Source organism: Bradyrhizobium sp. USDA 3262 (genome assembly GCF_054060035.1).
This window is the reverse complement of record NZ_JBSSCT010000001.1, coordinates 4,637,376-4,661,294: the sequence shown is the minus strand read 5'-3', so window position 1 is coordinate 4,661,294 and position 23,919 is coordinate 4,637,376. Positions and strand designations below refer to the sequence as shown.

Below are 23,919 nucleotides of genomic sequence, written 5' to 3'. Positions count from 1 at the left end.
ACCATACCGCGCGGACTGGCCCGGCTCGGGCTATGACTCGATGGCACGGACCGGATGGCAAGGATCGTTCGGCCGGCGCACGCCGCAGCTGACGCAGCCATGCGCAGCACGGCAAGGGAGCGAAACCGGAGCGAGCCATGGCCACGGGTTTAGGCACGGGTTTTGACAGCGCTGCTGTCGCTTTCCATCGCGATGGGGAATTGGCCCTCGACGCCTGCGTCGTGACCATCGGTGCATTTGACGGCGTTCACCGCGGCCATCAGGAACTGCTGCGGCAGACCATCGGGGCAGCGCGGCGCCGCGGCATTCCAGCCGTGGTCTACACCTTCGATCCGCCGCCAAAGGTGTATTTCGGCCAGGCCGAGCCGCTGATTTCGCTTCGCGAAAAGCTCGAGCGCATCGCAACATTCGCGCCTGACCACGTCGTCGTCGCCGATTTCAACCAGATCTACGTCCGGCGCACCGCGCTCGATTTCCTCGCCGAGTTGCATAAGCTGCAACCGCGTGAGGTGATGGTCGGCGAGGATTTCCGCTTCGGGTCCTGCAAGGGCGGCACCGCCCTGCTGCTGCGGCAGCACTTCAACACGCGCATCCTGCCGCCGGTGCGCTGTGGCAATGGCGAGATCGTCTCCAGCAGCCGGATCCGCGCCTTGCGACGATCCGGCCTTGCCGCCGCCGCGGCGACGCTGGAAAACTGGCGGGATATGGTGACCGCACCACCGGCCGACCGATCCGGTTTGGCCCAACTCGAGGTCGCAAGCCGATGACCGCCATCGATCCGCGAGAGTTGCGCAATGCCTGTGGCCAGTTCGGCACCGGCGTCACCATCATCACGACGCATTGCGAGGGCCGCGATCACGGCATGACGGCCAACGCCTTCATGTCGGTCTCGCTCGATCCGCCGCTGGTCGCGATCTCGATCGCGAAAAGCGCGAAGATGCTCGGCAACATCCAGAAGACCGGCCGCTTTGCGGTCAGCATCCTCGCCGAGGGCATGGAGGATTTCGCCTGGCATTTCGCCGGCAAGCCAACGCTCGACCTCTGCGACGTCTTCGAACGCCGCAACGACCTGCCTGTGATCGCCGACGCGGCGGCATATTTCGTGACCGATCTCGCCGATGAGATCGTCGCCGGAGACCACACGATCTTCCTCGGCCACGTCCGCGAGATGTCGCTGGAGCCAAGCAAGAAGCCGCTGCTGTTCTTCCGCGGCCGCTTCGGCGGCCTTGCCGATCCGCACCCTGCGCCCACGACGCTGGAGAATGCCGCTTACGAATTTGTCTGGTGAGACCAGCGACCGATATTCCCGAAAACGGGGATGCAAGTTTGAGCAAACTGCAAGAAAAGGAGGAAACGACCATGCTGAACGTCAACAAGGACACCATCACCGACCACGTGATCGCCGCGCTCTCGAAGGACATTCCGGATCGCAACCGTCAGATCATGACGAGCCTGATCCGCCACATGCACGACTTCTGCAAGGAGGTCGACCTGACCTTCGCCGAGTGGTTCGCCGCATGCGAATTCCTGCGCCGCGCCGGCGACATCTCGGACGAGAAGCGCAACGAGTTCATCCTGATCGCCGACATCCTCGGCGTCGAGGTGCTGGTCGACATTCTCGACCACCGGGTCACCGATGGCGAGAGCGAATCCACCGTGCTCGGGCCGTTCTATCGGGAAAACCCGCCCGTGCTGGCCAAGGGCGCCTCCATCATCAAGAAGACGTTCGACAACGCGCAGACCGTCAAGGTCAGCGGGCGCATCAGCGACACGGCGGGGCGGCCGATCGAGGGCGTCACGATCGACGTCTGGGAAGACGCGCCGAACGGCCTCTACGACCTGCAGGATCCGGAACAGCCGGCCTACAATCTGCGCGGACGCTTCACGACCGACGCCAACGGCGAATATGCCTTCGTGGCGCTCCGCCCCGAGCCCTACCCGATCCCCTATGACGGCGCCGGCGGCGAGCTGCTGAAGTATATGGGCCACCATCCCTGGCGTCCGGGCCACATCCACTTCATGCTTTCGAAGGACGGCTATCAATCGCTGATCTCGCAGATCTACGATTCCGAGACCAAGTACCTCGACAACGACTCGGTGTTCGCCGTGAAGCAGAGCCTGATCGGCAAGTTCGCCAAGGCCCCCGCCGGCGCCGACACCGATCTGGTGCTCAACTTCGACTTCAAGCTCAAGAAAGCCGCCGTCGAACGGCTCGTCGCCGCCGAATAATGCCCGTTACGTCCTGCCAGGCTCCACCAGCCTGGCAGGGCTCATTCTGAACTGACCTGCGAGGACATATGAGTCGTGCCGTGATCGAAATCGCCGAGCCCGTGGAGCGAGTGCAGGCTCACGCAAAGGACACTGCGATCCGCAGTATCCGCGCGACCATCGTGGAGGCGCCGACCCGCCGCCGGCACAAGCTCTCGAACACGGAAGTCACGCATCAGGGTTACGTGCTGGTGCGCGTCCTGCTCGATAACGGCGTGACGGGCATCGGCGAAGCCTCGACGCTCGGCGGGCCGCGCTGGGCCGAGGAGAGCGTGGAATCGATCGAGGCCGCGATCACAAATTATCTGGCGCCGGCGCTGCTCGGACAGCCTGCCCTCGCCTTCGAAGCCAATGCCTTGCGCATGAGCAAGGCCGCCACCCGCAATTTCGCCGCCAAGGGCGCGATCGAATCCGCCCTGCTCGACGCCGCCGGCAAGACGCTCGGCCTGCCCGCCAGCGCGCTGCTCGGCGGCGCCGTGCGCGAACGCATGGAGGTGATCTGGGCGCTGGCCTCGGGCGACAGCGGCCAGGAGGTGGAAGAAGCGAAAGAGAAGCTTCGGCGCCGCGAGCACCGCCAGTTCAAGATCAAGTTCGGCTTCAACCGGCCGCAGGCCGATCTGAAGCGGCTGCAAGCATTGCGCGACGGGCTCGGCGACGAGGTGCGCCTGATCGTCGATGTCAATCAGGGCTGGACCGAGGCCGAATGCATCCGTTTCATGCCCGCGCTGGAGGAGCTGGATGTTGCCCTGATCGAACAACCGGTGTCGGCGCTGCAACTGGAAGCGATGGCGCGTGTCGCGGCCCGCACCTCGATTCCGTTGCTGGTCGACGAAGCGGCTTTCACCAAGGAGGACATCGCGCGCGCCGGCGCGATGGGCTGCGGCAGCGTCTACTCGCTGAAGCTCGTGAAGAGCGGCGGCCTGTTCGAGATGAAGCGCGCCGCTGCGGTCGCGGCCGCGCACGGGCTCGAGCTCTATGGCGGCTGCCTGTTGGAGAGCAGCATCGGCGCAGCGGCGCATCTCGCCGCCTTCGCCACCCTGCCCAGGCTCGAATGGGGCACCGAACATTTCGGTCCGCGAATCCTCGTGGAGGATCTGGTCGTCAACCCGATCAGATTCGACGAGTTCGAGATCTGTGTCCCTGATGGCCCCGGTCTCGGCGTAGAGGTCGACGAGGACAAGATCCGCACCTTTGCCCGGAAGGACTAGCCGGATGGCGTCGTTCCCGCGGGCAATTGACAATCCAGGGACCCACGCCCAGTCTTCGCGCTGGAACCATCTCGATCGTGCGCTGATGACCACGCGATATCGAACCCGGCAGGATTTTTCCGCGGCTTCCTTGGAAGCGCGCGAACAAGCGTTCGGCTAGCCGTGACCGATCGCGACGATGTCATGGATCTCAGGCGGCTGGTCTATTTCGTCGCCGTCGCCGAGGAATTGCATTTCGGCCGTGCCGCGTCGCGGCTTGCGATCGCGCAGCCGCCGCTCAGCCGGCAAATCGCGCAACTCGAGAGCGATCTCGGCGTCACGCTGATCGACCGGAGCCGCAGCCAGATCCGGCTGACCCAGGCCGGCAGCGTTCTGCTGGAGCGGGCGCGCGACGTCCTGGAGCGGCTCGACCGGACGCACCGCGAGATCAAACGGATCGGCGAAGGCTTTTCCGGGCATTTGCGCGTCGCCTTCGTCGGATCGGCGACCTATGGCGTGCTGCCGAGCGTGATCCAGGCGTTTCGTTCGGCCTATCCTGACGTCGAGCTCGCGCTGTCGGCGATGAACAACGCCGAACAGAAGCGCGCGGTGATCCAGCGCGAGATCGATATCGCCATCGCCCGGCCCTCGCTCGACGACGAGGAGCTGAAGTCGGAGCCGCTGCTGCAGGAGCCGCTGATCCTCGCGCTGTCAGATACTTCACCCCTGCTCGATCAGCAGGTCCCGCGACTGGCGGCGCTGAAGGCCGAGACGTTCGTCCTCTACCCACGCAAGCCGCGCCCGAGCTTCGCCGACCACATCCTCAATATCTGCCTCGAAGAAGGCTTCATTCCAAAATCGCAGGTGCTGGCGCAGGACTACCAGACCGCCATCAGCCTGGTGTCGGTCGGCGTCGGCATCGCGCTGGTGCCGAAATCGGTTTCGGAGGCGGAACGGCCGGGCGTCGCCTACCGCGCCTATGAGGGACACAATCCGGGCACTGCGCTGTCACTGAACTACCGGCGCGACAACCGGATGCCGCATCTGTTCAATTTCCTGAAGGTCGCTCAAGACGTCACGCGGCGTCAGCGCAAGCATTAGTGCGTTTTCGAGCGAAGTGGATACCGGTTCGCGTGAAGAAAACGCGTCAAAACAGGGAATCTAGAGCCCCGTTCCGATTCCATCGAAACGGGGCTCTAAACCAGCGCTCTCAGGCCGCGACCGACGCAAGCGGGCGATCGTCAACGCGTGCGATCGCCTCGCGCAGCACGTCGATGTCAGCCCCCGGCCGAACGCCGTTCTCCGCGAGATACCTGCGGAACGCGCGCGCACCGGGGACGCCATGGAAGGCGCCGACGAAATGCCGCGTGATCGAATGCAGCCGGGTGCCCTCGGCCAGTTGCCGGTCGATATAGGGCAGCATGGCCGCGAACACGTCCTTCATCGTGGCGTGCGGCGGCGTTTCGCCGAACAGCTCGGAATCGACGGTGAGCAGCCGCCATGGCTCCTGATAGGCCGCCCGCCCCAGCATCACGCCATCGACATGCGCCAGATGCCGCTTCGCCTCGGCGAGGCTGGTGATGCCACCGTTGATGATGATGGGCACGTGCGGCAACGCCGCCTTGAGGCGATAGACCCGATCGTAGTCGAGCGGCGGGATGTCGCGGTTCTCCTTCGGCGACAATCCGTTGAGCCAGGCCTTGCGCGCGTGCACGACAAGCCCATCCGCGCCGGCGGCAATCACGCCGCGGGCCAGCGTGTCGAGCGCGACTTCCGGATCCTGGTCGTCGATGCCGATCCGGCATTTCACCGTGACGGGAATCCGCACCGCACGCTTCATCGCCGCAACGCCTTCGGCGACCAGCGCCGGTTCGGCCATCAGGCAGGCGCCGAAGCGGCCATCCTTCACCCGATCGGAGGGACAGCCGACATTGAGATTAACCTCGTCGTAGCCGAACTGCTCGCCGATCTCTGCGGCGGTCGCCAGATCGCGCGGATCGGAACCGCCGAGCTGCAGCGCCACCAGATGCTCGCTGGCGTCGAAGCCGAGCAGCCGCGCCCGGTCGCCATGGATGATGGCGCCGGTCGTCAGCATCTCTGTATACAGCCGCGCCCGCCGCGACATCAGCCGATGGAAGACCCGGCAATGCCGGTCGGTCCAGTCCATCATCGGGGCGACGGAAAATTTCCATGTCATCTCAATTGCGTAGCCGCAACACCGGTTCGATGCAACATGATGTTTCGAAGCGCTGCCCGGCGGAACAGGCCCGGCCCGACCAAAATATCGAAAACAACCCCATGCAAAGTAGCTTCGCCGTTACGAGGAGCTCAGCGCAGAGGCGGTCAGAATTGTCGCGGCTACCCGGGAAGTCGACAGACATCCGGATGCAGCAGCGGCGCCTCCCTGATCCAGATTTTCGCGCCCTGCGGGCCCACCGTCGCTTTCAGGTCGACGCCGGCGGGTAGCCGACCCCAGCCCTGCGGCTGCAGCGTCTCGCCCCCGATCGTCAGTCCCCCCGATAGAACAAAGAACTCGAGCCCGCGCGCGTTCGCAAGGCTGATGACTTCGCCCGGCCGCCAGTCTTCAAGGCGGACCTCCTCGTGGCCGTCGTCAAATAGCACGCTGACGCTGCTTGCACCGGGGCGCGGCGCAAGCTGTTGGCCCTCACCTGGCTGACGCACGACCTGGGTCCGGTCCTCGTCCCGGAACTGCCAGAGCCGCACGAAGATGGTACAGCCGTCCTTCGAGGCGGGGACATGTGACGTCCCCGGAGGGTTGCGGAAGTAGCTGCCCGCGGGATAGTCGCCATGCTCATCCTGAAAAATACCTTCAAGGACGACAATCTCTTCTCCGCCGCCATGCGTATGACGCGGGAAGGCGCTACCGGGAGCATAGCGCACGATCGAGGTGGCGCGCGCGACTTCGCCGCCGATGCGGAACAGCATGCGCCGATCCACGCCGGCCGACGGACTGGCCACCCAGTCCAGTTTCGAAGCGTGAACGATAACGGGCTTCGACAGATCATCGTTGATGCGCATCGTTGCTCTCCCTCAGGTGGCGCCATCCAAAACCCACCGCTTCGCCATTTCGGATCGCTTGACCAGTGCAGATCCCTCAACCAGGACAGGTTTAGATCCCTGCGAGCGGAATGCCACTCGCCGCATTCTGCGGTCGTCGTGACGCGATCAGCCGCCGCGCCTCGTCGGCGCGACCACTGCGCAGCAAGGCGCAAGTCACGGAATATTCGAGCAGGTCGCGCTGGGCGCGGCTGCCTCCAACCCTTTCATGGGTTGCCAGGACGGGCCTTAGCTCATCGACGACCCGTGTCCAGTCGCCCTTGGCCAAACCATCGAAGCCGCGCGCGATGGGCACCACCATGTCCGCGGCGGGTCCCTTCGGGTTCTCGATGATGCCGGCCAGAGCCTCGGCATCGCCAGCCATTGCAAAGGCGAGCGCGCCGTGCATGTCGGCAAAGACGATCCCCGAGTTGGGAAACCACTTCGCCGCATACCGGCTGATCTCGCTCCACAGTTCCGGATGTCGCGGCTCGCCCGCCATCTCGGCGCGCGCAAGGAACGACGCGCAATCCGTGAGGACATTGATTTGCGGCCCCCACGAGCCGCCCGGATGCAGCGCCTCACGATAGATCTTCCAGGCTTGATCCCGCCTGCCGGTCTCCAGCGACCACAGGGCAAGATGCCAACTGATATGGCAATGCAGTTGCCCCTCGCGTGGGTAGGCGGCGTTCCATTGCTCGAGGTAAGTTAGCCCCTCCTCGCGCTGTCCTTTCTCATAGAACAGATGGGCCTTGATATGCGCAGCGTGAGCGTTGCGGGGACAACCACGAAGTGCGGTCTCGATATTCCTGAAACCAGTGTCGAGCCTGTGCAGTTCGATTTCCGCAAACGCGAGCACCGTTCGAAACCACCAGTCATCGCCATAATGGGTTGCCAGCGGCTCCAGCATCGCCAGTTGCTCAACCTCGCGGCCGGACTTGCCCGAGAAGCCGATCAAGCCGAACACACCGGTGGCCGGTGCCAGCACCATGGCATCGCGCGGCCAGTGCTTCATATGTTCGGCGATCGCCGAAACCGCCGCAGCGCCTTGACCACTCAGGATCTTGGCAAAGATCGCAATATGACCTTGCTCGCGCGAAGTCGTAGCCGGCGCCAGCGCGATCGCGCGTTCGAGCGGCGCTTTGGCTTCGTTGCCGCGACCGAGCAGTTGCAGGGTTCGCGCAAGCGCGATGTGCGCGAGCGCAAAACCTTCGTCGGCGGCGATCGCGTCGCGGAATGCCTGGTCAATTCCCGAGCCGGCCGCGAGCAGCTTGTCGACGCCGGCGACATATGCGTCGCGGGCGGCGGCAGAGCTTGTGCTCAAGGGGTTACCGTAACGGTCTTCAAGAACGCGCACCCGATTTCCCATCGAACTCTCGGTCATTTTGATGACACTCCCTCCATGGAAACCTGCTTGGCTTTGGCTTGCCGCCGGCGGCGCTCATCACCCAGCTTGAGCAGCCGCTCTCGATCCTCTGGATTTACTCTTCCATACCGGGGCCGCCAGAGGGAACCGTCCTCCTTCCATGCAAAAGGCGCTTTCACAGTCGTTCGCGGCGCCGTCGCCGTATCAAAAAGGGCGAGCGCCTGGCGCATGATTTCGCGCTGCATGTCCGGTCGCCAGGGATGCCCGCAAGGATTGCCCAGCGGGAAATCCGTGAAATAGAACCGTGGCACGCCGCAGTGCTTCACGACATCCTGCGCCGAACCGATAATGACCGTCGGAATGCCGTTCGCTTCCAGATGCCGGGCCACCAAGCTTACGGTCTGATGACATACCGGGCAAAGGGGGCAAAGGATCGCAGCATCCGCCCCGTCTTTTCGAACCCGTACCAGGATTTCAGGTGCATCCTCCGCGTTCGTTTTCCGTTGGCTGTATTCTGTCGGCACGCCGTGAAAGTGCCGGGTCAGTCCGACGAGGGCGCCCTCGCCGACCAGTCCGAAAGCGGCTTCTACCGGCAAGAAGCTGCCCGGATCATTGGTGTGGGTCGATTCCTTGTCCCATGCAACGTTGTCGGTAAACAGCTTCCTCGGCGGCGGCGAAACCACACCCGACCACACGCGTTTGACGCCGTCAAAATCCGGCGGACTGGCCGTGGTAATCAGTGCGATACGCAGGTCCGATGATAGCTTGGCAGGTTTGGTGAAAGGGACATCATCAAAGCTCGCCCAGACATAGTCGTTGTCGTAACCAAGGGCACGGTAATATCGGCGCGTTCGCTCCATATATTGAACCGGGGTTTCCGCTACGCTCATGTGGATTCTCCTCGAGACGCTAACTTGGTCGTGCGGCGGGCCGGTATTGAAAAGCCGATGAGGGCCAGCAACGCGCCGAGCAGTGGTGCGAACGACAGCATCAGGACGGTCGACCAGCCGAAGGACGACAGCAGCCCGCCCGAAAGGAAGGAGCCGACGGCCATCGTGCCGAAGACCACGAAGTCATTGAGCGACTGAACGCGCGCCTTTTCCTCGGGACGATGGCACTCCAGAACCATCGCCGACGCGCCGATGAAGCCGAAGTTCCAGCCGATCCCGAGCAGGCTCAGCGTCGCCCAGAAATGCACGACGTCGATCCCGAGCAGGCCCACCGACGAAGCGGCCGCAATCAGCACCATCCCGACCGCGACGATCGTGGTTGCGCCGAAGCGCGCGATCAGGCGGCCCGTCCAAAAACTCGGGGCGTACATCGCGATGACGTGCCACTGCAGACCGAGATTGGCCGATTCCTGAGTCAGCGCGCAGAGCTTCATCGCCAGCGGAGCTGCCGTCATGAGGAAATTCATGAGCAGATAGGAGACGACCCCGCAGATCACGGCCAGGATAAAGCGCGGCTGCCCGGCAATGAAAGCGAGCGGCCTTCCGGCGTTGAGATGGGTTGCAGTCAGCGGAGGAAGCTCAACGCCCGCCAGAATGACCGCGGAGAGCGCGGCAACCACCGCCTGGCCGACAAACGTCGCAGCAAAGAGGTACGGCGCCCACAGGTGCATGGTGTGCGTCACAAGCTGTGGACCGATCACACCGGCGAACACACCGCCAGCCATCACGGCCGAGAGCGCGCGCGGACGCCGTTCAGGTGCTGCGCAATCGGCCGCCGCAAAGCGGAAAGAGAGCACCACGGCCGCGTAGACGCCGCCAAAGAAGGTCCCGGTGCAGAATAGCGGGAACGACGCGTTGAGTACCGCCAGGAGCGCAATCAAGCCCGCGAGGACGCCGCTACCTGCGCCGAGCAGGAATGTCGTGCGCCGGCCATAGCGCTGCGCGACAACGCCCGCCGGCAGCGTGCACAGAGCCATGCCGACAACAAAAACCGAGACCGGCAGCGTCGCAAGTGCCTTGGTGGGCGCCAGCATGTCGCCGACCACGGCCCCGGTTGCATAGACGACCGTGGAATTGGCGCCTGCGAGGGCCTGGGCGACGGCAAGCCTTGCGACATTGCTGCGCTCTCGGCGAATAGCGGTCGGCGCCTCATGGCTGGGAGCGGAAAAATTGAAATTCACGCTGCGGCTTGCTCCGCCGTTAGATGTCCGTCGACGTCGCCGATCAGACCGGTGGCCGGTCCACCGGGCCGTGGATCAGCACGTCCGAGTAGAGGAGAAATCTCTGGACTTTTCCTTCTACAGATTGCCAATTTATATCGATGAAACGTCACATTTCGCCAGGGAACGCCGGCTGGAAGACGGTCGATGCCCCGCACGGCCTCGGATCGCCGAAACCCTTGATCGTTCGGGTGCAGTCTCTTCCCGCGAGGAGCTACTTCGCCGAACACAGCCACAGCTGGAATCAGCTCGTCTACGCGATCTCAGGCGCGCTCACCGTGAACGCGGATGGACGGAGCGTCGTCATTTCTCCAGAACAGGCCGTCTGGCTGCCGGCCGGTACGAAGCATTCGGTCGGCTCCCTGATGGGAGCGGAATTCCGCAGCCTCTGGGTCGCCAATGCTGCCAGCCAGGGCATGACGTCCGGCACGACGGTCATCCATGTGTCCCCGCTCCTGCGGACGCTCATCGTGGAAGCCGCGTCGCTGAAAAGCGAGGATCGTCACTACGCCGCTCGCGTCATCGCGCTCATCCTCGATCAGTTGCGGCGGGCGACGCCGATCTCGGCAGCGTTACCTTGGCCCACTCACCCGGGCCTGCTGGCACTCTGTGAAACCCTCTACGCCGATCCCGCGAATCCTCGCCACGCCGAGAGATGGGGGCGCGAGATCGGCATGTCGCCGCGAACCTTGACGCGACACTTCGAGCGCGAAGTCGGCATGAGCTTGCGTGCATGGCGTCAGCGTCTCCGCCTGCTCAAGGCTATCGAGTTGTTGGGCAGCGACCTGCCGATCACGGAGATCGCGTTGCGGCTGGGTTACTCATCGGCCTCAGCATTCATATTCATGTTTCGCTCCGAAATGCGCATTAGTCCCCTGCAACATCGACGCAATCTAGGCCACGCGGCCAGCGGAGCGACTTCATCAAGGCGTCGATCCGGACCTCAAAATGCGCCCCACCGGTCGCGCTGACCCTTCAGCCGTACGGACTCGTTGGAAACCGTAGTTCAGCTCGGAACAGGCAAAATGCGGTCGTCCGACCCAGGGGAAGGCTCGCTTGCGCGCGATTCTCAATGGCGAGGTAAGCGAGGGCCGTCCCTGCCCCGTCACCCAGCGAAGACGACGACCATGATCGATCCCCAGGTTGTCAGCAGAATATTGGAGATCGGATAGGCGGGCGTGTAGCCAAGCACCACCACGGAGCTGCCCGAGCGCTCCTGAATGGCCGCCATCGCGGCCGTGACCGTCTGTGCTCCAGTCAGTGCACCGAGCAGGAGGATCGGGTTCATGCGCAACACGAAATGGCCGAAGCAGAAGCCGACGATCTGCGGCAACAGGGTGACGATCATGCCGCCCAGCAGCAGCCCGATGCCCGACTCGCGTATTGCGGAAAGGAAGATCGGCCCGGCATGAATCCCGGTCAGGCCGACGAACGCCGCCAGTCCGAGCGACGTCATCAGGCTGATGGCGCCGTCGGGGATCCGGCCGAAATACGGCAGACGTGTGCGGAGATAGCCGACCAGAAGTCCGGCGAGCAGCGTACCGACGCTGGTGCTCAGCGAGATGGTGACGCCACCAACCGAAAAACTCACGAGAACGCCAAGCAGGCCGCCGAGGAAAATCGCGAGCCCGAGCACCACGAAATCGATCGTGGTGCTCGGCGCAACGATGACGCCGATGCTCCTGGCCGCATTCTGCACCACGGCTTCAGGACCCACGATACGCAGCAGATCGCCGCGCTCCAGAACCGTGCCGGCAGCGATCGGCAGCGCTTCATCGCCCCGGCTCACCGAGCGCAGATAAAGGCCGCGCGTCCAGTCTTGTTCCGACGCCTGCTGGAGACTGCTGCCTGCGAGCTTCGCGTTGATCAGGAACACGTCCGCCGAGACCACGGGGATATCGAGGAGCTCCCGGTCTTCGACCTCTTCGCCGCGCGGTTCGATCAGTTCGACGACGATCTGGCGCGGCGCCGACAGCGCGACGACATCGCCTGCCGCGAGCACCGTTGCAGGCTCCGCCTCGAGGATGCGCTCGCCGCGACGGATACGGTGGATGAATACACGTTGCCCGGGCACGCGAGCTTCGGCGGCCGCAACTGTCAGTCCGACGATCGCAGCGTGAGCATCCAGCCGGTAGGCGCGCAGTTCGAACTTGCGCCAGGCCGACGCCAGGCCGGGCTTGGCGCGCGTGATGCCCAGGGTCTGTTCCAGTTTGAGCGCTTCGGTCTTCAGATCGATCTTCAGCAGCGCCGGAACGACGATGGTGCAGAACGTGATCACGCCGGCATAGCCGAAGATGTAGCAGACCGCATCCGCCACCGCGATGTGCGAGACAAACAACGCGCGCTGTGCCTCGGACACTGGCAGGGAATTGACCGCGTCGGTCGCCGTACCCATTGCAGCGCTCTGGCTGAGCGCGCCCGACATGAGCCCGGCGGCAAAGCCGGGGTCGAGCCGCAGCACGCGTGCCACGACGATCGCTGCCGCAAGGCCGGTGAGGCTCACAACAACGGCCATCAGCATCGGCTTCAGCCCGTCGCGCTTCATCGCCAGCACGAATTGCGGACCGACCGAATAACCGACCCCAAACAGGAACAGCAGGAACAGGAACGATTTGGTCATGCTTGAGACGGGCACGTGCGCGAAATCGCCGACCGCGAGTCCTGCGAACAACGCTCCCGTCACCGGGCCAAGGCTGAAAGCGCCGATCCTGAAGCTCCCGATCCAGTAGCCCGCCGCGATCACCAGGAACAGCGCGAGCTCCGGATAACGAACGAGAAATTGCGCCAGCCAGCTCAACATCGTCTCAACACGGTCCCGCGCCGCGGCTATGTCATCATCATCACCAGCACCATGCCCCAGATCGTCAGCAGCGTGTTTCCGACCGCGTAGGTGACGGTGTAGCCAAGACCGGGAATCTGGCTCTTCGCGCGGTCGTTGATCATGCCCAGCGAAGCGGTCGTGGTGCGCGCGCCGGAGCAGCACCCGAGCAGGATCGCGTCGTGGAAGCGGAACACGTATTTGCCGACAAACATCGCCAGGATCAGCGGCACGGTGGTCACGACGACGCCCCAGAGGAACAGGCTGAAGCCAAGCTTTTGCAGGCCGGCGACAAATCCCGGGCCCGAGGAGATTCCGACCACGGCAATGAAGACGTTCAGGCCGACCGAGTTCATGAACCACACGGTGGGTGACGGGATTCGGCCGAAGGTCGGATGCACGGACCGGAGCCAGCCGAAGAACAAACCGGAAATCAGCGCGCCGCCGGAGGTGGACAGCGTCAGCGGCACGCTTCCGATCTTGTAGACGAACGCGCCGACCAGGGCGCCGATCGCAATGGCGGCGCCGATGAACGCGACGTCGGCAACGTCTGTCGCACGATCCGGCCGGCCCAGCAGCTTGGTGGTGGCGGCGACATCGGACGTGCGGCCGACCAAGGTGAGGATGTCGCCCCGATTGATCTTGGTGTTCGGCAGGATCGGAATCTCGGTCGCGATCGCGCCCCGGGCGATCCTGCGCAGGAATACGCCGCGAGCGCCCGGCTCCTTCGCCAGCTGCTCCAGCGTCTTGCCGTCGACGTCCTTGCTGGTCACGTAGACATCGACGCCTTCGATCGGAACCGCCAGCAGCTCGCGGTCGTCAACCTCCTCGGCCTGCTCGCCGATCAGCTGCACCAGCACATCGCGGCGCCCGGCGACGGCGACGACATCGCCGGCATGAATCACGGTATCGGAGGTTGCTTCCACGATCTTTCCGCTCCGCCGAAGGCGGAGGACGAAGACGCGATGATCGGGAATCAGCGCCTCGGCCTGCTCGACCGTCTTGCCGACGACCGGCCCACGCTCGCTGACGCGGTAGGCACGCAGATCGAACTGGTGCCAGGCCGTACCCGGGCCGCCCAGTTCCTTCTTGCCGCCATGCTCCTCCTCGTATTTCTTGCATGCGGTCTCGAGATCGATCCCGAGCAACGCAGGCCCGAGCAGCGCCAACACGATCGCCGACCCAACCGTGCCGAAAATATAGGTCACGGCATAGGCGACCGGCATGGCATCGAGCAGCTTCTTGGCTTCGTCTGCGGGCAGACCAAGGCGATTGATGGCGTCGGTCGCGAGCCCCATCGACGCGGAAATCGTCTGCGAGCCAGCATAGAGCCCGATGGCCGATCCGACGTCGTAACCGGCGAGCTTGGCGCCGAGATAAGCCGACAGCAGACAGAAGACGCAGACCACCGCCGCGAAAACGGCCTGCGGGACGCCGTCCTGCGCTATGCCGCGCACGAATTGCGGTCCGACACCGTAACCGATTGCAAACAGGAACATCAGAAAGAAGAACGGCTTGAGCGGCCCTGAAATGGTGATCCCGATCTGGCCGATGATGACAGCGGCGACCAGTGTCGCGGTGACCGCGCCCAGTCCAAGACCCTTGTAGGTGAAGGAACCGAAATAGTAGCCCAGGGCCAGCGAGAGGAAGATCGCAATTTCCGGATAGGTGCGGAGCGTCTGGAAGAGCCAATCGATCATGATGTCACCCGTTCATGCTGTCCCGGGGCTTCGGCGTGCGCCCGCTTCGATCTCGTGCAGGGGTGGCCGAAAAGGGCGAGCAACCGTATCGGCCGACATCAGACGGCGGTTGGCGAGCAGGATGTTGATCTATGTCAACCGCAGCTGCGAGAGCCTTGCGATTTCATGATCTTGCCGACACCGCGCGCGTGCCGCGCACATTGCATCGTGAGCGGCAATCCGTCGCAGCGATCGCATCGCTAGCGTGCGACCGTTGACATAGATCAAGGCTCGTCACCGGCCGCCGATCATGCTGCGCGCGATTGCGCAGGCAACAGAGCCTGTCGCCTCCATTCCAACAGCTTGCATCGCCCCGGGAGCGTCAAATGGCCGATCTACTGACCCTGAAGAAATTCGAGGCGCTGAGCCCCTTCGAGATCAAGGACGAGCTGATCAACCTCGCGAAGAGCAATTCGAAGCGGAGCCAGATGCCTTTCCTGAACGCCGGGCGGGGCAATCCGAACTGGGTGGCGACGACGCCGCGCGAAGGTTTCTTCCTGCTCGGACAGTTCGCCATCACCGAGAGCAAGCGGGTGATGGAGCACCCGGCGGGAATCGGCGGCATGCCTCAGGCAAACGGCATCGCCGGCCGGTTCGAGGCCTGGCTCAAACAGCACAAGGACATGCCGGGCGCGAGCTTCCTGACCGAGATGCTGCCGTTTGCGGTCAAGAAATTCGGCTTCGACCCGGACGCCTTCGTCCACGAGCTGGTGGATTCGATCATCGGCGACAATTACCCGGTGCCGGACCGCATGCTGGTGCACAACGAGAAGATCGTGCACGAATACCTGATGTGGGCGGTTTGCGGCGAGCCCCGGCCGGCCGGGAAGTTCGACATCTATGCGGTCGAGGGCGGCACGGCGGCGATGTGCTACCTGTTCAAGTCGTTGAAGGCCAACCGGCTGCTGGTGCCGGGCGATACGATCGCGCTGGCGACGCCGATTTTCACGCCCTACATCGAGATGACGCACCTGGAAGACTACGACCTGAAGGTCGTTCAGATCAGGGCTCCGCAAGAGAACAAATTCCAGTTCACCGACGAGGAGATCAAGAAGCTGGAGGATCCGAAGATCAAGGCCTTCTTCGTGGTCAATCCGTCCAACCCTCCGGGGATGGCGTTGAGCAAGGAGACGGTTGCCAAGTTGGCCAATTTGGTCAAGACCAAGCGCCCCGACCTGATGATCCTCACCGACGATGTCTATGGCACCTTCGTACACGGCTTCCGTTCGCTGCTGGGCGAACTGCCGCACAACACCATCGGCGTCTACTCCTATTCGAAGTATTTCGGCTGCACGGGCTGGCGGCTGGGGGCCATCGCCATCAACGAGGACAACATCTTCGACAAGATGATCGCCAGGCTTCCGGACGACGCCGTGAAGGCACTCGACAAGCGCTACGGGCCGCTCACGCTCGAACCGCGCAAGCTCAAGCTGATCGACCGCATCGTCGCCGACAGCCGCGACGTCGCGCTCAATCACACCGCGGGATTGTCGTTGCCGCAGCAGGTGATGATGAGCCTGTTCTCGCTCGCGGAGATGATGGACGTGAAAAAGGCCTATCAGGCGGCCTGCATGGAGATCGTCAACAAGCGCCTGTGGTCGCTGCTCGACGGCCTCGGGCTGGCCGACAAGCTAAGCCCGAATCCGAACTATGATGCCTACTACGCCCTGATCGATTTCGAGTTCTGGGCCCGCAAAAACATCGGCGACGATGCGGTTGAATACCTCAAGAAGAACGTCCATCCGCTGGACCTCGCGTTCAGGCTGGCCGAGGCCCACGGGATCGTGCTGTTGAACGGTGGCGGATTCGATGCGCCTGAATGGTCGCTTCGCGTGTCGCTCGCGAACCTCGCTGACGATGTCTATGACGACATCGGACGCGGCGTTCGGACGATCGCCAGAGGCTATCGCGACGCCTACGAAGCAGCGAAAGGCGGCGCCGCAAAGCGCTGACAACGGTGTTTGCCGCGCATCGAGCGTCTGATCCGGCAGCGCTGAAGCAAAGGAAGAGCCCCGGCGATGGTGCCGGGGCTCAATTTACATGTGATCACGAAGATCAGTATCTCGCGACGACCGGCCCGCCGAACCGATAGTTCAGGCGTATCGTCAGCAGATCAACGTCTTGTCCGATCCGGTTGGCAGCGCCCGCCACGATGGGATTGACCACCGAGAACGTGTTGTTCGCATCGCCCATGAACAGGCGGTCATATTCGAGCCCGACGGACCAGTTCGGAGTGAAGCCGTATTCGAAGCCCACGCCGACGGTGCCGCCCCAACGGGTCGACGTCGCCGACGCCACCCCAATTCCCCCGACCGTGGTCCAGATGTCATAGCGATTGCTGGTGACCGCGGCACCGCCCTTCACGTAGAACAGCGCGGCATCCCAGGCCCAGCCGAGCTGGCCGGTGAAGAGACCCAGTCCATCGGTCTTCGTTGTCGTCGAGAACCTCGGATCGATCAGGCTGAGGCGCGAGCTCTTCAGGTCCGCCCAATCACCCTGTCCTTCCAGGCCGAACACGAACTGGCCGGCCTGCCAGCGATAGCCGAGTTGTCCGCCGAAAACGCCACCGGAGCGCGAGCTGCACCCGTCGGCCACGACACCTCCGAGGGCGGGGAGGAAATCCCAGCAGGTGCGGCTCTCACCCCAACCGCCATTCGCACCGATATAGAAGCCGGTCCAGTTGTAGACCGGCGGAGGGACCGGCACAGGCGCCGCCTTGACGGCCATGTCAGCAGACAACGCCGGCGTGGCCATGCCGACAATCGCGGCGACAGAAAGCAAAAATCTCTTCATGGAATGATCTCCGGGTCTCTTCGCGTTAATCGAGAAAAGCAGTCCTTGCGCTCGCCCAATCGGGGCAGTGGTCGAAGCCTAGATGTGAGTCACGAATAGGCGCGTGCCAAAATGGCAACACTCAAGGGCAAACGAAATACCGTGCTCAGGCTCTGCTTTCAACTTCGGTGCAGCACGAAGCTCGTCGTGCCGGAGAGGCAGCGTCGAGCCGGCTCACTGTTCGACGAGCCAATCGGCAATGTTCTGCGAGGGGATCAATTGCCTGGGGAGGTGCGGATTGATGGTGCCGGCAAACACGACCAGCCCTTCGTCCAGTTTTGATCGCGCGAACGCCTTGGCGTCCGATTCGCTGGCAAATGTCCTGGTCTCGCGAGGGCTGCGCGCCCGTCGAGCCAACAGACCACGTCGGCGAATTTCATAAGTGACATACCAGATGGCCGACACCGCGACACCGGGCGAGAGCGAACAGCCCTAGCGACACACCATCTGGCCGGCGGCCGCGCCTTGACCTTGGTCAAGGGCCCGGACCGTAAAAATACGGGCGCCGCGGCCCGAGTTGAGGGAGAAGCGGTTCGATCAGAAGCGCGAGTGAACCGCGACGAGCCTGCCGACCGTTGGCATCGCGGGCTTCACCTCCGGCCCGAGAAGGACAAGGATGCCGTCCAATGCCTGCACGTTCGCAAGGACGATGATCAGCGCCAGTTCTTTTGCATCGCATTCATTACGGTGTCTGCCTTGTGCGACTTGCAGTACTTGCCGATTACCTTGCCGTTTCGCTCGACGTAGCGAAAATCGACGACGGTCAGGTTCTTCGATGCGCTGAAATAGCCCGACATCCACGAGCTGATCAGCGTTTGTCTTTCCTGGTCCGACTCCAGCAATTGCTTGCAGGTAATGAGAGACAGATCGACGACGACCTGCGCTTTGGCCACGACGCTCGTGGCGAGGAGTGCAACGGTCGCAATGGCAAGAATCGATGGTTTCATTGTTATCTTCCAACCCTGTTTGATCACTGGCCGGCCGTGGAGCGCTCAAGGCCGGCCATCACGGTCTGAGTGGGATTGGTCGCGCACCACGCCTTCACGCTTGCGACATTTCGCGCATACGCGTTGAGATCGACAAAGACGTATCCCTTCTTTTGATTGAACCAGCCGCTCATCCAGGCAGAAAATACGGAAGAATCGCCCGGGGACATGGCGAGGTACTGCGAGCAAGTTATCCGCGCCATATCGACGCTAGTCTGCGCTTGCAGCGGGCCCGACAACGCCGCACCGGCAAGAGCCAGGCACACAGTGATTTTGTTCATTCGATTTCTCCCAAGCTCCGCGCACAGTGATTTCTATCCAGCGATCTGCGCCCTCACTGACAGACAAGGACCGGAGTCTTTGCTTGCGCCAGCACCTTGTTTGTCACACTGCCGATGAGAAGCTTGGAGAGCCCGCTGCGCCCGTGCGATGACATAACGATGAGATCGCAGCCCTTATCCTCGGCTGCTGCGATGATGGCTTGATGGGGTTGCCCGCTCTCGACTTGGCTTGTCGCGCAGGGAACGCCGGCCTCCCTGGCCGCGTGTGCGGCGCGATCCAGCGCGCTCGTGGCCTCTTCCTTGCGTATCTCGGCAAATCTCGCGAGCAGATCACGGTACCGCCCTCCTATTTCCGAGAGCGGCTCAACGACGAAGATGACCGATACTTTGGCTCCGACGGATTTCGCCAGCGCCAACCCCTGCTTCACCCCTTGCTCCGCCAGTTCCGACCCATCTGTCGGAATGAGAATGTGCCGGTACATGCGTTCACCTCCCGGTTATCTGGATGACGTATCGCCGCCCGCCAAATGCAAGCTGAACCTGAGCCTCGGGCCTGGCCTTGAGATAGATCAATCCATCGCTCAGCGCCGCACCCCGGACGCTGATCGTCGCTCGGCGGAGCCGCCTTCCACCTGCGGCCCATCTGAGGCAGGGCGAATCGACCGCGGGTTCACCGCAGCGAAATCGTCAGTCCGCCCAGATTGGCGGCGAATTCCAATCCTGCTTTCGGTCCCTTGAGCATGAGCACAACGCCCTGTTCATTTCGCAGGCTCACCCCGCCTACGCCCCCGGCCCATGCGCCACCGGCTCCGACCAGCGTGTAGCTGCCGGCGAAATCGTTGACGTCCTTGATGCCTGAGGCGGTGCCTTCCAGCCAGGTCACCGACGCACCGGCAGTCACGCCGAGGCTGAAGCCGGACGCGATGAACCGATAGTGCCGCCCGCGGTAGGTCAACGTGCCGCTACCGCCGCCGCCGCCCACGACGAGCGCCGCCTTCACGAACTTGACCTGGACGTGGCCCACGGCCTGCGCGAAGCATGGCGCGACCAACAGGACCATCGCCGCAAGTGCCAGTATGACGGAACGGATCATCGATCGCGTCACTGCGGTCCCCTCCTCGCTCAGGGATTTGTCGAGTCCACTTTCTTCCAGGTGTGATCCGGATCGAAAACGATCATGCGCTTGGCGAGGAAATCGGTGCGTGGGCCGAGATCCTTTTGATAGACCGTGCCTGCGTGGTTGACCAGGAAGGTCATGACGCCGGAATTACCGTATTCGGCGGGATAGGCGACCAGGGCGAATCCGCCGATCATCTTGCCCTTCACAACATAGTTCAGCGCGCCGCCCGGGGCGTCGGAGCCCTGTGCCTTCAGGATCCGATAGTAGTAGCCGTGGTACGGCATGCTCTGCTCGCCGACCTTGTAGCCTTCCGCAGCGGCCTGGGCGGCCAGCTCGCCGAGCGGGCTTGGATCCTTGTCGTCGCGCCAGAACAACCCGTCCGTCTTGCCCGGCCTGCTGACGATGCGCTGCGCATAGGCGCCCACACCCTCGCCGCGATCCTTCTCTGCGTATTCGTTCTGCGCGTCGACATAGGCAAGACTGGTCTGGATCGCGGCCAGCTCATTGCGGCCGATCCTGCGGTAGAGGATTTCGCGCCGCCCCGCGGCCGCGTCGAAACTCCAGCCGTCCTTGTTGTTGACGATCGGGATCGGGAACGGGAAATCGTCCCTCCCCAGAATCAAGGTGGCTTTCTTGTTGTCGTCAGCCTTGATCGAATGCTTGGCGTCGTAGGCAGAAAGAAAGCTCTCTCGCGCATTGGCGTCGGCGACATCGTCGCCCGACTCGATGATATCGGCGGCATCGCGGCCCAGCACCTTCAGCATGGCCCGACTGGTGCCGGCTTTGACCGCGGTTGCCAAGGCAGACGCCGCGTCTTCCGGATTGGGGAAACCTTGCTGGGCGCGCGCAGGAGACAGCAGCAGGGCAAGTGCTGTTGCCGCGGCCACGCCGACGGAGGCAATACGATCCAGTCGCGAGTCCGAAGAGCCTGTCATCGTGATGCCTCCGACGGGGATGGAATCTTCGCGCCGGCGGCAAGCCAGTCGTTGTAGCTGCGGAACTTGAGTCCGAGCTTGTCGTAATAGACCCTGAGATAGCCGTCGGCGCCGCGCGTCACCGCCGCCGGCATGACCTGCTCGACCTCCTGCGCCATCACGCCGACATAGCTCTTGTCGCTACCGAGATAGCTGAAGCGATAGTAGCCGAGGCCGTTGGCGAGATGTCCAAGCAGCTCGATGTCGTGCTTGAGCGCGATGTCGGAGCGTCGTCCACCGCCGCCACCGCCGCGGAAGCCGCCTCCGCCGCCGCCATGGAAGCCGCCCCCGCCCATTCCACCACCACCACCGCGGCCGGCAAAACTTGCGCCGCCGCCGCGCGGCATGCTGGCCATACTCGATCGCCCGCGCGCCGATGCCGCCGCAGCTGCCCGTCCGGACGATACGTTCATGGCGCCACCGCGACTGCCACCGCCACGATTTGCCGCAGCTGCGCGGTTACCGGCATTGCCGCGGTTGGCGGCCTTTGCGCGATCGCCACCGCCCTTGGCCTTGTTGCCGGCACCGGCGCGGTCGCCGCCCTTGGCGCGATCGGCGGCACCGGCACGGTCACCACCTTTGCCGCGATCGCCCGCACGGTCTCCGCCGCGGTCGCCTCCACGGTCTCCAGCCCGATCTCCCGCCCGATCTCCGGCGCGATCACCGCGGTCTCCTGCCCGGTCACCGGCGCGATCTGCGCCCGGGCGATCGCCGCCGGGCTTGAGAACCTGCTGACCATCGCGGCCGCGAAAATCCATCCGATCGCCGGCACCGGCCCGATTGGCGTTGCCGCCGAAGCGCTGCTGGACATTGCTGTTGTTGTAGCGGACGCCCTGGCGATGCGCCGGATTGTGCTGCCAGCTGTTCCCGATATTATTGACCCTGTTGAAATTGTTCACATAGACGTTGCGATTGCCCCAGTTGAAGCCGCCGCCCCAATAATTACCCCAGCGTCCGATCGCCCATCCGGCGCCGAAGGCAAGACCTGCCGCGATCACCCCGGCGCCGATATAGGACGGATAGCCGAAATAATACGGCGGATAGTCTGCATAGGGCCACGCGCCATAGACCGTCGCGGGATCGTAATAGGGCACGTAGACCGTGTTGGGATCGGTCTGCTCGATGACGATGACCTGCTTGCTCTCCTGAGTCTGGACGCTGACCTTCTGCTGCTTGGTCGTCACCAGCTTGTTGTTGGCCTGCGCCTTGCTGCGCAGCCGCTGGATCGCATCCATGACGTCGGGCTGCTGCGCCAGCACGGCATCGCCCAGATTCTTCGTCCAATCGATCTTGTCGCTCATCATTGCGAGCACGTCGGCGGTGCTCGTGAGCGCCTTCACGCTGTCATCCCAGGCCTGCTTGTCGACCTCGGCCTTCAGCGCATCCCCTTTCAAGCTCTTGCGCTCCTTGAGCCAACGATCGGCCTGCACGACCTCGAGCGGATAGGTCGACGCCGCCAGCACGTTGGCGAGCAGCGAGTCCGGATAAAGCGCGATCGGCGCCACCAGGGCTTCCAGCTGTTCCGGCTTCAGGAGCTGATCGGCGGGCTGCGTTGTTGCCGCGGCCGGCTGGCTGGCCTGGGCCGGCAGCTTGTCAGCAGTCTGCGCGGTTGCGGCAACGGACGTCACCGACACCAGCACAACCGCAAGCAGAGTCTTGCCCCAACGGAACATCGCGACCTCCATCAACACCAACGGTCGACAGCATCGGCCGCAGTCCCGTCCCCTCCTTGATCAAGATCAAGGAAACTGCCCTTCCGTTCAGCTTTCGGCTCGGCTTTCGGCTTGGCTTTCGGCTTGGCTTTCGGCTTGGCCCGGCTGTCGTGACGCAAGGTGGATGCGGCGATCGTGAATCAGGTTCTCGAGCCGATGGGCCGCAACGTTCACCGCCGTGACGGCGCGCTCGGCCTTGTCGTCCTCCACCGGCTGGGCGCGCTGCGTTCGCAGCACCTTGTCGATTTCGCGCTCGATCTCTTCCAGCTCCGACTCACGCCCGGCCGCGCGGACCCGAGGCCCCAGAGCATAGAGCGTGTCGAGCGCCTCCTCGCGGCTCGGTGCCTCGATCGGTCTGAGGAATTTCCACGCTGCCGCAAGCACGGACGCAAGTCCGCCGGCGATCATCGGCGCCAGGAAGATCGCATTGCCCCACTGGTCGAGAAAACTCTCCCTGGTCCCCTCATAGACCGCCGCCGCCCCCGGATGCACGGGGATGTAGGCGCCTGCGTCGGTATCGGGCGTAGCGATCTGCGAGAGTGCCGGCAGCTCGGCAAGCAAATCCCGTCGCGCATTCATGATCGACTGCGTCAGGTCGCCGATCAGGTCATTCCCGAGCTTCTTCTGCGCCACCAGATAGAATGACGTCTGCAGCGTCGTCAGGTCGTCGGCAGGAACAGGCGGCGAGCCGCGCAAGGTCCCCTTCGGCACGTCGAAGCTTTCATAGGCGCGCTCTTTTTCGGCGATCGCTCCGGCGGACTCGATGGCGATCATCACCGGGCCGGCTCGTGTGGTGCGCGAGAAGACGTTGCGCAGCAGCGAAAGATACTTTTCGGTCAGAGGCATGACGAGCAGGATCGCCCGGACTTCCTTGGCATCGAGCGCCCGGCGCGCGTCCGCGGGGGCGAGCGGTTTGAATGTCACGCCCGCGCGCGTCAGGTCGTATTCGTCGGTCAGCACCTTGATCAGCTTCTGATTGGCTTCGGCGCCGATCACGCCGATGGTGGCGCGCTTCAACTCCGCTACGTCGGATATCGCAGCGCCGGGCGGCGCGACCAACAGGACGGTGGCGTGGGCCAACACGATAACGGCCTGGGCCTGCGAGAGATCGCCGACGTCTCCACGGACGACCGCGAGGTCCACCTTCCCGGAAGCAAACGCCTTGGCGGACTCGAGCGGTCCCGGCGTCTGGACCAGGCTGAGCCGGACTGGCGCTTTCGACTGGGCGAACTTTCCGGCGATCGCCGAGACCAGCCTCCCGGCCTCGCCGTCCAGCGACCCGACTGCGATCGTCAAGGTCGTCGGCCGCTCGTACCAGCGATAGGCGAGCAAGCCTGCGCCCCCAACCAAAAGGGTGAGGCCGGCCACCAGGGCGATGCGCAATGACCTCGGCAACCTGCTGGGATCCA

23 protein-coding genes are annotated in these 23,919 nt (G+C 63.7%); 7 read left to right on the top strand and 16 right to left on the bottom strand.

The window, feature by feature from the left end; genetic code table 11:
* The first annotated feature begins 137 nt into the window (after positions 1 to 137).
* The 5 genes from ACVWYP_RS21275 to ACVWYP_RS21255 all read left to right on the top strand — a co-directional run bounded on the left by ACVWYP_RS21275 (position 138) and on the right by ACVWYP_RS21255 (position 4,556).
* Positions 138 to 767: an FAD synthetase gene (locus ACVWYP_RS21275; RefSeq protein ID WP_304499692.1), complete on the top strand. Its 630-nt coding sequence runs from the start codon at positions 138 to 140 to the stop codon at positions 765 to 767.
* Positions 764 to 1,288: a flavin reductase family protein gene (locus tag ACVWYP_RS21270; RefSeq protein WP_304499691.1), complete on the top strand. Its 525-nt coding sequence runs from the start codon at positions 764 to 766 to the stop codon at positions 1,286 to 1,288. The genes ACVWYP_RS21275 and ACVWYP_RS21270 overlap by 4 nt, the downstream gene beginning before the upstream one ends.
* Positions 1,289 to 1,359: 71 nt before the next feature.
* Positions 1,360 to 2,229: an intradiol ring-cleavage dioxygenase gene (locus ACVWYP_RS21265; protein ID WP_304499690.1), complete on the top strand. Its 870-nt coding sequence runs from the start codon at positions 1,360 to 1,362 to the stop codon at positions 2,227 to 2,229.
* Between the two features lie 68 nt (positions 2,230 to 2,297).
* Complete coding sequence (locus ACVWYP_RS21260) at positions 2,298 to 3,476, top strand: muconate/chloromuconate family cycloisomerase (RefSeq protein ID WP_304499689.1); 1,179 nt, start codon at positions 2,298 to 2,300, stop codon at positions 3,474 to 3,476.
* Between the two features lie 162 nt (positions 3,477 to 3,638).
* Positions 3,639 to 4,556: a LysR family transcriptional regulator gene (locus ACVWYP_RS21255; RefSeq protein ID WP_369525573.1), complete on the top strand. Its 918-nt coding sequence runs from the start codon at positions 3,639 to 3,641 to the stop codon at positions 4,554 to 4,556.
* 109 nt (positions 4,557 to 4,665) lie between these two features.
* Here the strand turns inward: ACVWYP_RS21255 and dusA are convergent, their stop codons facing one another.
* From dusA to ACVWYP_RS21230, 5 genes are all read right to left on the bottom strand, one after another.
* The gene (gene dusA / locus ACVWYP_RS21250) at positions 4,666 to 5,652 is read right to left on the bottom strand and encodes a tRNA dihydrouridine(20/20a) synthase DusA (protein WP_453946060.1); all 987 of its coding nucleotides are present in this window, start codon (positions 5,650 to 5,652) and stop codon (positions 4,666 to 4,668) included.
* 161 nt (positions 5,653 to 5,813) lie between these two features.
* Positions 5,814 to 6,494 (bottom strand): cupin domain-containing protein, encoded by a 681-nt coding sequence (locus ACVWYP_RS21245; RefSeq protein WP_304499688.1) that lies wholly within the window; start codon positions 6,492 to 6,494, stop codon positions 5,814 to 5,816.
* Positions 6,495 to 6,585: 91 nt separating this feature from the next.
* On the bottom strand, positions 6,586 to 7,896 hold the full coding sequence (locus ACVWYP_RS21240) for a tetratricopeptide repeat protein (RefSeq protein ID WP_304499687.1): 1,311 nt from the start codon (positions 7,894 to 7,896) through the stop codon (positions 6,586 to 6,588).
* The gene (locus ACVWYP_RS21235) at positions 7,893 to 8,768 is read right to left on the bottom strand and encodes a glycine reductase (protein WP_304499686.1); all 876 of its coding nucleotides are present in this window, start codon (positions 8,766 to 8,768) and stop codon (positions 7,893 to 7,895) included. Before ACVWYP_RS21235 ends, ACVWYP_RS21240 begins: the two co-directional genes overlap by 4 nt.
* Positions 8,765 to 10,009: an MFS transporter gene (locus tag ACVWYP_RS21230; protein WP_456684136.1), complete on the bottom strand. Its 1,245-nt coding sequence runs from the start codon at positions 10,007 to 10,009 to the stop codon at positions 8,765 to 8,767. Before ACVWYP_RS21230 ends, ACVWYP_RS21235 begins: the two co-directional genes overlap by 4 nt.
* Positions 10,010 to 10,149: 140 nt before the next feature.
* Between ACVWYP_RS21230 and ACVWYP_RS21225 the strand changes: the two genes are divergently transcribed.
* A complete protein-coding gene (locus ACVWYP_RS21225; protein WP_304499685.1) occupies positions 10,150 to 11,019 on the top strand; it encodes an AraC family transcriptional regulator in 870 nt (289 codons plus the stop codon).
* Positions 11,020 to 11,153: 134 nt separating this feature from the next.
* On the opposite strand, the gene aspT (ACVWYP_RS21220) is transcribed toward ACVWYP_RS21225, so the two are convergent.
* Together aspT (ACVWYP_RS21220) and aspT (ACVWYP_RS21215) are read right to left on the bottom strand one after the other, a co-directional pair.
* Positions 11,154 to 12,848, bottom strand: coding sequence for an aspartate-alanine antiporter (gene aspT / locus ACVWYP_RS21220; RefSeq protein WP_304500264.1), 1,695 nt, complete (start codon positions 12,846 to 12,848; stop codon positions 11,154 to 11,156).
* A 26-nt stretch (positions 12,849 to 12,874) separates the two neighbouring features.
* Complete coding sequence (gene aspT / locus ACVWYP_RS21215) at positions 12,875 to 14,566, bottom strand: aspartate-alanine antiporter (protein WP_304499684.1); 1,692 nt, start codon at positions 14,564 to 14,566, stop codon at positions 12,875 to 12,877.
* Positions 14,567 to 14,931: 365 nt separating this feature from the next.
* On the opposite strand from aspT (ACVWYP_RS21215), the gene aspD reads away from it, so the two are divergent.
* Positions 14,932 to 16,557: an aspartate 4-decarboxylase gene (aspD, locus tag ACVWYP_RS21210; RefSeq protein WP_304499683.1), complete on the top strand. Its 1,626-nt coding sequence runs from the start codon at positions 14,932 to 14,934 to the stop codon at positions 16,555 to 16,557.
* Positions 16,558 to 16,660: 103 nt separating this feature from the next.
* Here aspD and ACVWYP_RS21205 read toward each other — a convergent pair whose 3' ends face one another.
* From ACVWYP_RS21205 to ACVWYP_RS21165, 9 genes are all read right to left on the bottom strand, one after another.
* The gene (locus ACVWYP_RS21205) at positions 16,661 to 17,398 is read right to left on the bottom strand and encodes an outer membrane protein (protein ID WP_018271002.1); all 738 of its coding nucleotides are present in this window, start codon (positions 17,396 to 17,398) and stop codon (positions 16,661 to 16,663) included.
* A gap of 213 nt (positions 17,399 to 17,611) precedes the next feature.
* Positions 17,612 to 17,842 (bottom strand): hypothetical protein, encoded by a 231-nt coding sequence (locus tag ACVWYP_RS21200; RefSeq protein WP_038385236.1) that lies wholly within the window; start codon positions 17,840 to 17,842, stop codon positions 17,612 to 17,614.
* A 248-nt stretch (positions 17,843 to 18,090) separates the two neighbouring features.
* Complete coding sequence (locus ACVWYP_RS21195) at positions 18,091 to 18,384, bottom strand: HdeA/HdeB family chaperone (RefSeq protein WP_018271001.1); 294 nt, start codon at positions 18,382 to 18,384, stop codon at positions 18,091 to 18,093.
* A 23-nt stretch (positions 18,385 to 18,407) separates the two neighbouring features.
* Entirely contained in the window at positions 18,408 to 18,704 is a 297-nt protein-coding gene (locus ACVWYP_RS21190; protein WP_038379761.1) for an HdeA/HdeB family chaperone, read from the bottom strand.
* A 53-nt stretch (positions 18,705 to 18,757) separates the two neighbouring features.
* Positions 18,758 to 19,186 carry a universal stress protein gene (locus ACVWYP_RS21185; RefSeq protein ID WP_304499682.1) on the bottom strand — a complete coding sequence of 143 codons (429 nt, stop codon included), beginning with the start codon at positions 19,184 to 19,186 and terminating at the stop codon, positions 18,758 to 18,760.
* Between the two features lie 188 nt (positions 19,187 to 19,374).
* Positions 19,375 to 19,797, bottom strand: a complete 423-nt coding sequence (locus ACVWYP_RS21180) for a hypothetical protein (RefSeq protein ID WP_304499681.1) — start codon at positions 19,795 to 19,797, stop codon at positions 19,375 to 19,377.
* A gap of 29 nt (positions 19,798 to 19,826) precedes the next feature.
* Positions 19,827 to 20,759 (bottom strand): DUF2950 domain-containing protein, encoded by a 933-nt coding sequence (locus ACVWYP_RS21175; protein ID WP_304499680.1) that lies wholly within the window; start codon positions 20,757 to 20,759, stop codon positions 19,827 to 19,829.
* Positions 20,756 to 22,471, bottom strand: a complete 1,716-nt coding sequence (locus ACVWYP_RS21170; RefSeq protein ID WP_304499679.1) for a DUF3300 domain-containing protein — start codon at positions 22,469 to 22,471, stop codon at positions 20,756 to 20,758. Before ACVWYP_RS21170 ends, ACVWYP_RS21175 begins: the two co-directional genes overlap by 4 nt.
* 87 nt (positions 22,472 to 22,558) lie before the next feature.
* Entirely contained in the window at positions 22,559 to 23,905 is a 1,347-nt protein-coding gene (locus tag ACVWYP_RS21165; RefSeq protein ID WP_304499678.1) for a TAXI family TRAP transporter solute-binding subunit, read from the bottom strand.
* Positions 23,906 to 23,919: the final 14 nt, after the last annotated feature.

Bases quoted from the DNA above. Each gene is read 5' to 3' on its own strand.
- ACVWYP_RS21275 (WP_304499692.1), top strand. From the start codon at position 138: ATGGCCACGGGTTTAGGCACGGGTTTTGACAGCGCTGCTGTCGCTTTC.
- ACVWYP_RS21270 (WP_304499691.1), top strand. From the start codon at position 764: ATGACCGCCATCGATCCGCGAGAGTTGCGCAATGCCTGTGGCCAGTTC.
- ACVWYP_RS21265 (WP_304499690.1), top strand. From the start codon at position 1,360: ATGCTGAACGTCAACAAGGACACCATCACCGACCACGTGATCGCCGCG.
- ACVWYP_RS21260 (WP_304499689.1), top strand. From the start codon at position 2,298: ATGAGTCGTGCCGTGATCGAAATCGCCGAGCCCGTGGAGCGAGTGCAG.
- dusA (WP_453946060.1), bottom strand. From the start codon at position 5,652: ATGACATGGAAATTTTCCGTCGCCCCGATGATGGACTGGACCGACCGG.
- ACVWYP_RS21245 (WP_304499688.1), bottom strand. From the start codon at position 6,494: ATGCGCATCAACGATGATCTGTCGAAGCCCGTTATCGTTCACGCTTCG.
- ACVWYP_RS21240 (WP_304499687.1), bottom strand. From the start codon at position 7,896: ATGACCGAGAGTTCGATGGGAAATCGGGTGCGCGTTCTTGAAGACCGT.
- ACVWYP_RS21235 (WP_304499686.1), bottom strand. From the start codon at position 8,768: ATGAGCGTAGCGGAAACCCCGGTTCAATATATGGAGCGAACGCGCCGA.
- ACVWYP_RS21225 (WP_304499685.1), top strand. From the start codon at position 10,150: ATGAAACGTCACATTTCGCCAGGGAACGCCGGCTGGAAGACGGTCGAT.
- aspT (WP_304500264.1), bottom strand. From the start codon at position 12,848: ATGTTGAGCTGGCTGGCGCAATTTCTCGTTCGTTATCCGGAGCTCGCG.
- aspT (WP_304499684.1), bottom strand. From the start codon at position 14,566: ATGATCGATTGGCTCTTCCAGACGCTCCGCACCTATCCGGAAATTGCG.
- aspD (WP_304499683.1), top strand. From the start codon at position 14,932: ATGGCCGATCTACTGACCCTGAAGAAATTCGAGGCGCTGAGCCCCTTC.
- ACVWYP_RS21205 (WP_018271002.1), bottom strand. From the start codon at position 17,398: ATGAAGAGATTTTTGCTTTCTGTCGCCGCGATTGTCGGCATGGCCACG.
- ACVWYP_RS21195 (WP_018271001.1), bottom strand. From the start codon at position 18,384: ATGAAACCATCGATTCTTGCCATTGCGACCGTTGCACTCCTCGCCACG.
- ACVWYP_RS21190 (WP_038379761.1), bottom strand. From the start codon at position 18,704: ATGAACAAAATCACTGTGTGCCTGGCTCTTGCCGGTGCGGCGTTGTCG.
- ACVWYP_RS21185 (WP_304499682.1), bottom strand. From the start codon at position 19,186: ATGTACCGGCACATTCTCATTCCGACAGATGGGTCGGAACTGGCGGAG.
- ACVWYP_RS21180 (WP_304499681.1), bottom strand. From the start codon at position 19,797: ATGATCCGTTCCGTCATACTGGCACTTGCGGCGATGGTCCTGTTGGTC.
- ACVWYP_RS21175 (WP_304499680.1), bottom strand. From the start codon at position 20,759: ATGACAGGCTCTTCGGACTCGCGACTGGATCGTATTGCCTCCGTCGGC.
- ACVWYP_RS21170 (WP_304499679.1), bottom strand. From the start codon at position 22,471: ATGTTCCGTTGGGGCAAGACTCTGCTTGCGGTTGTGCTGGTGTCGGTG.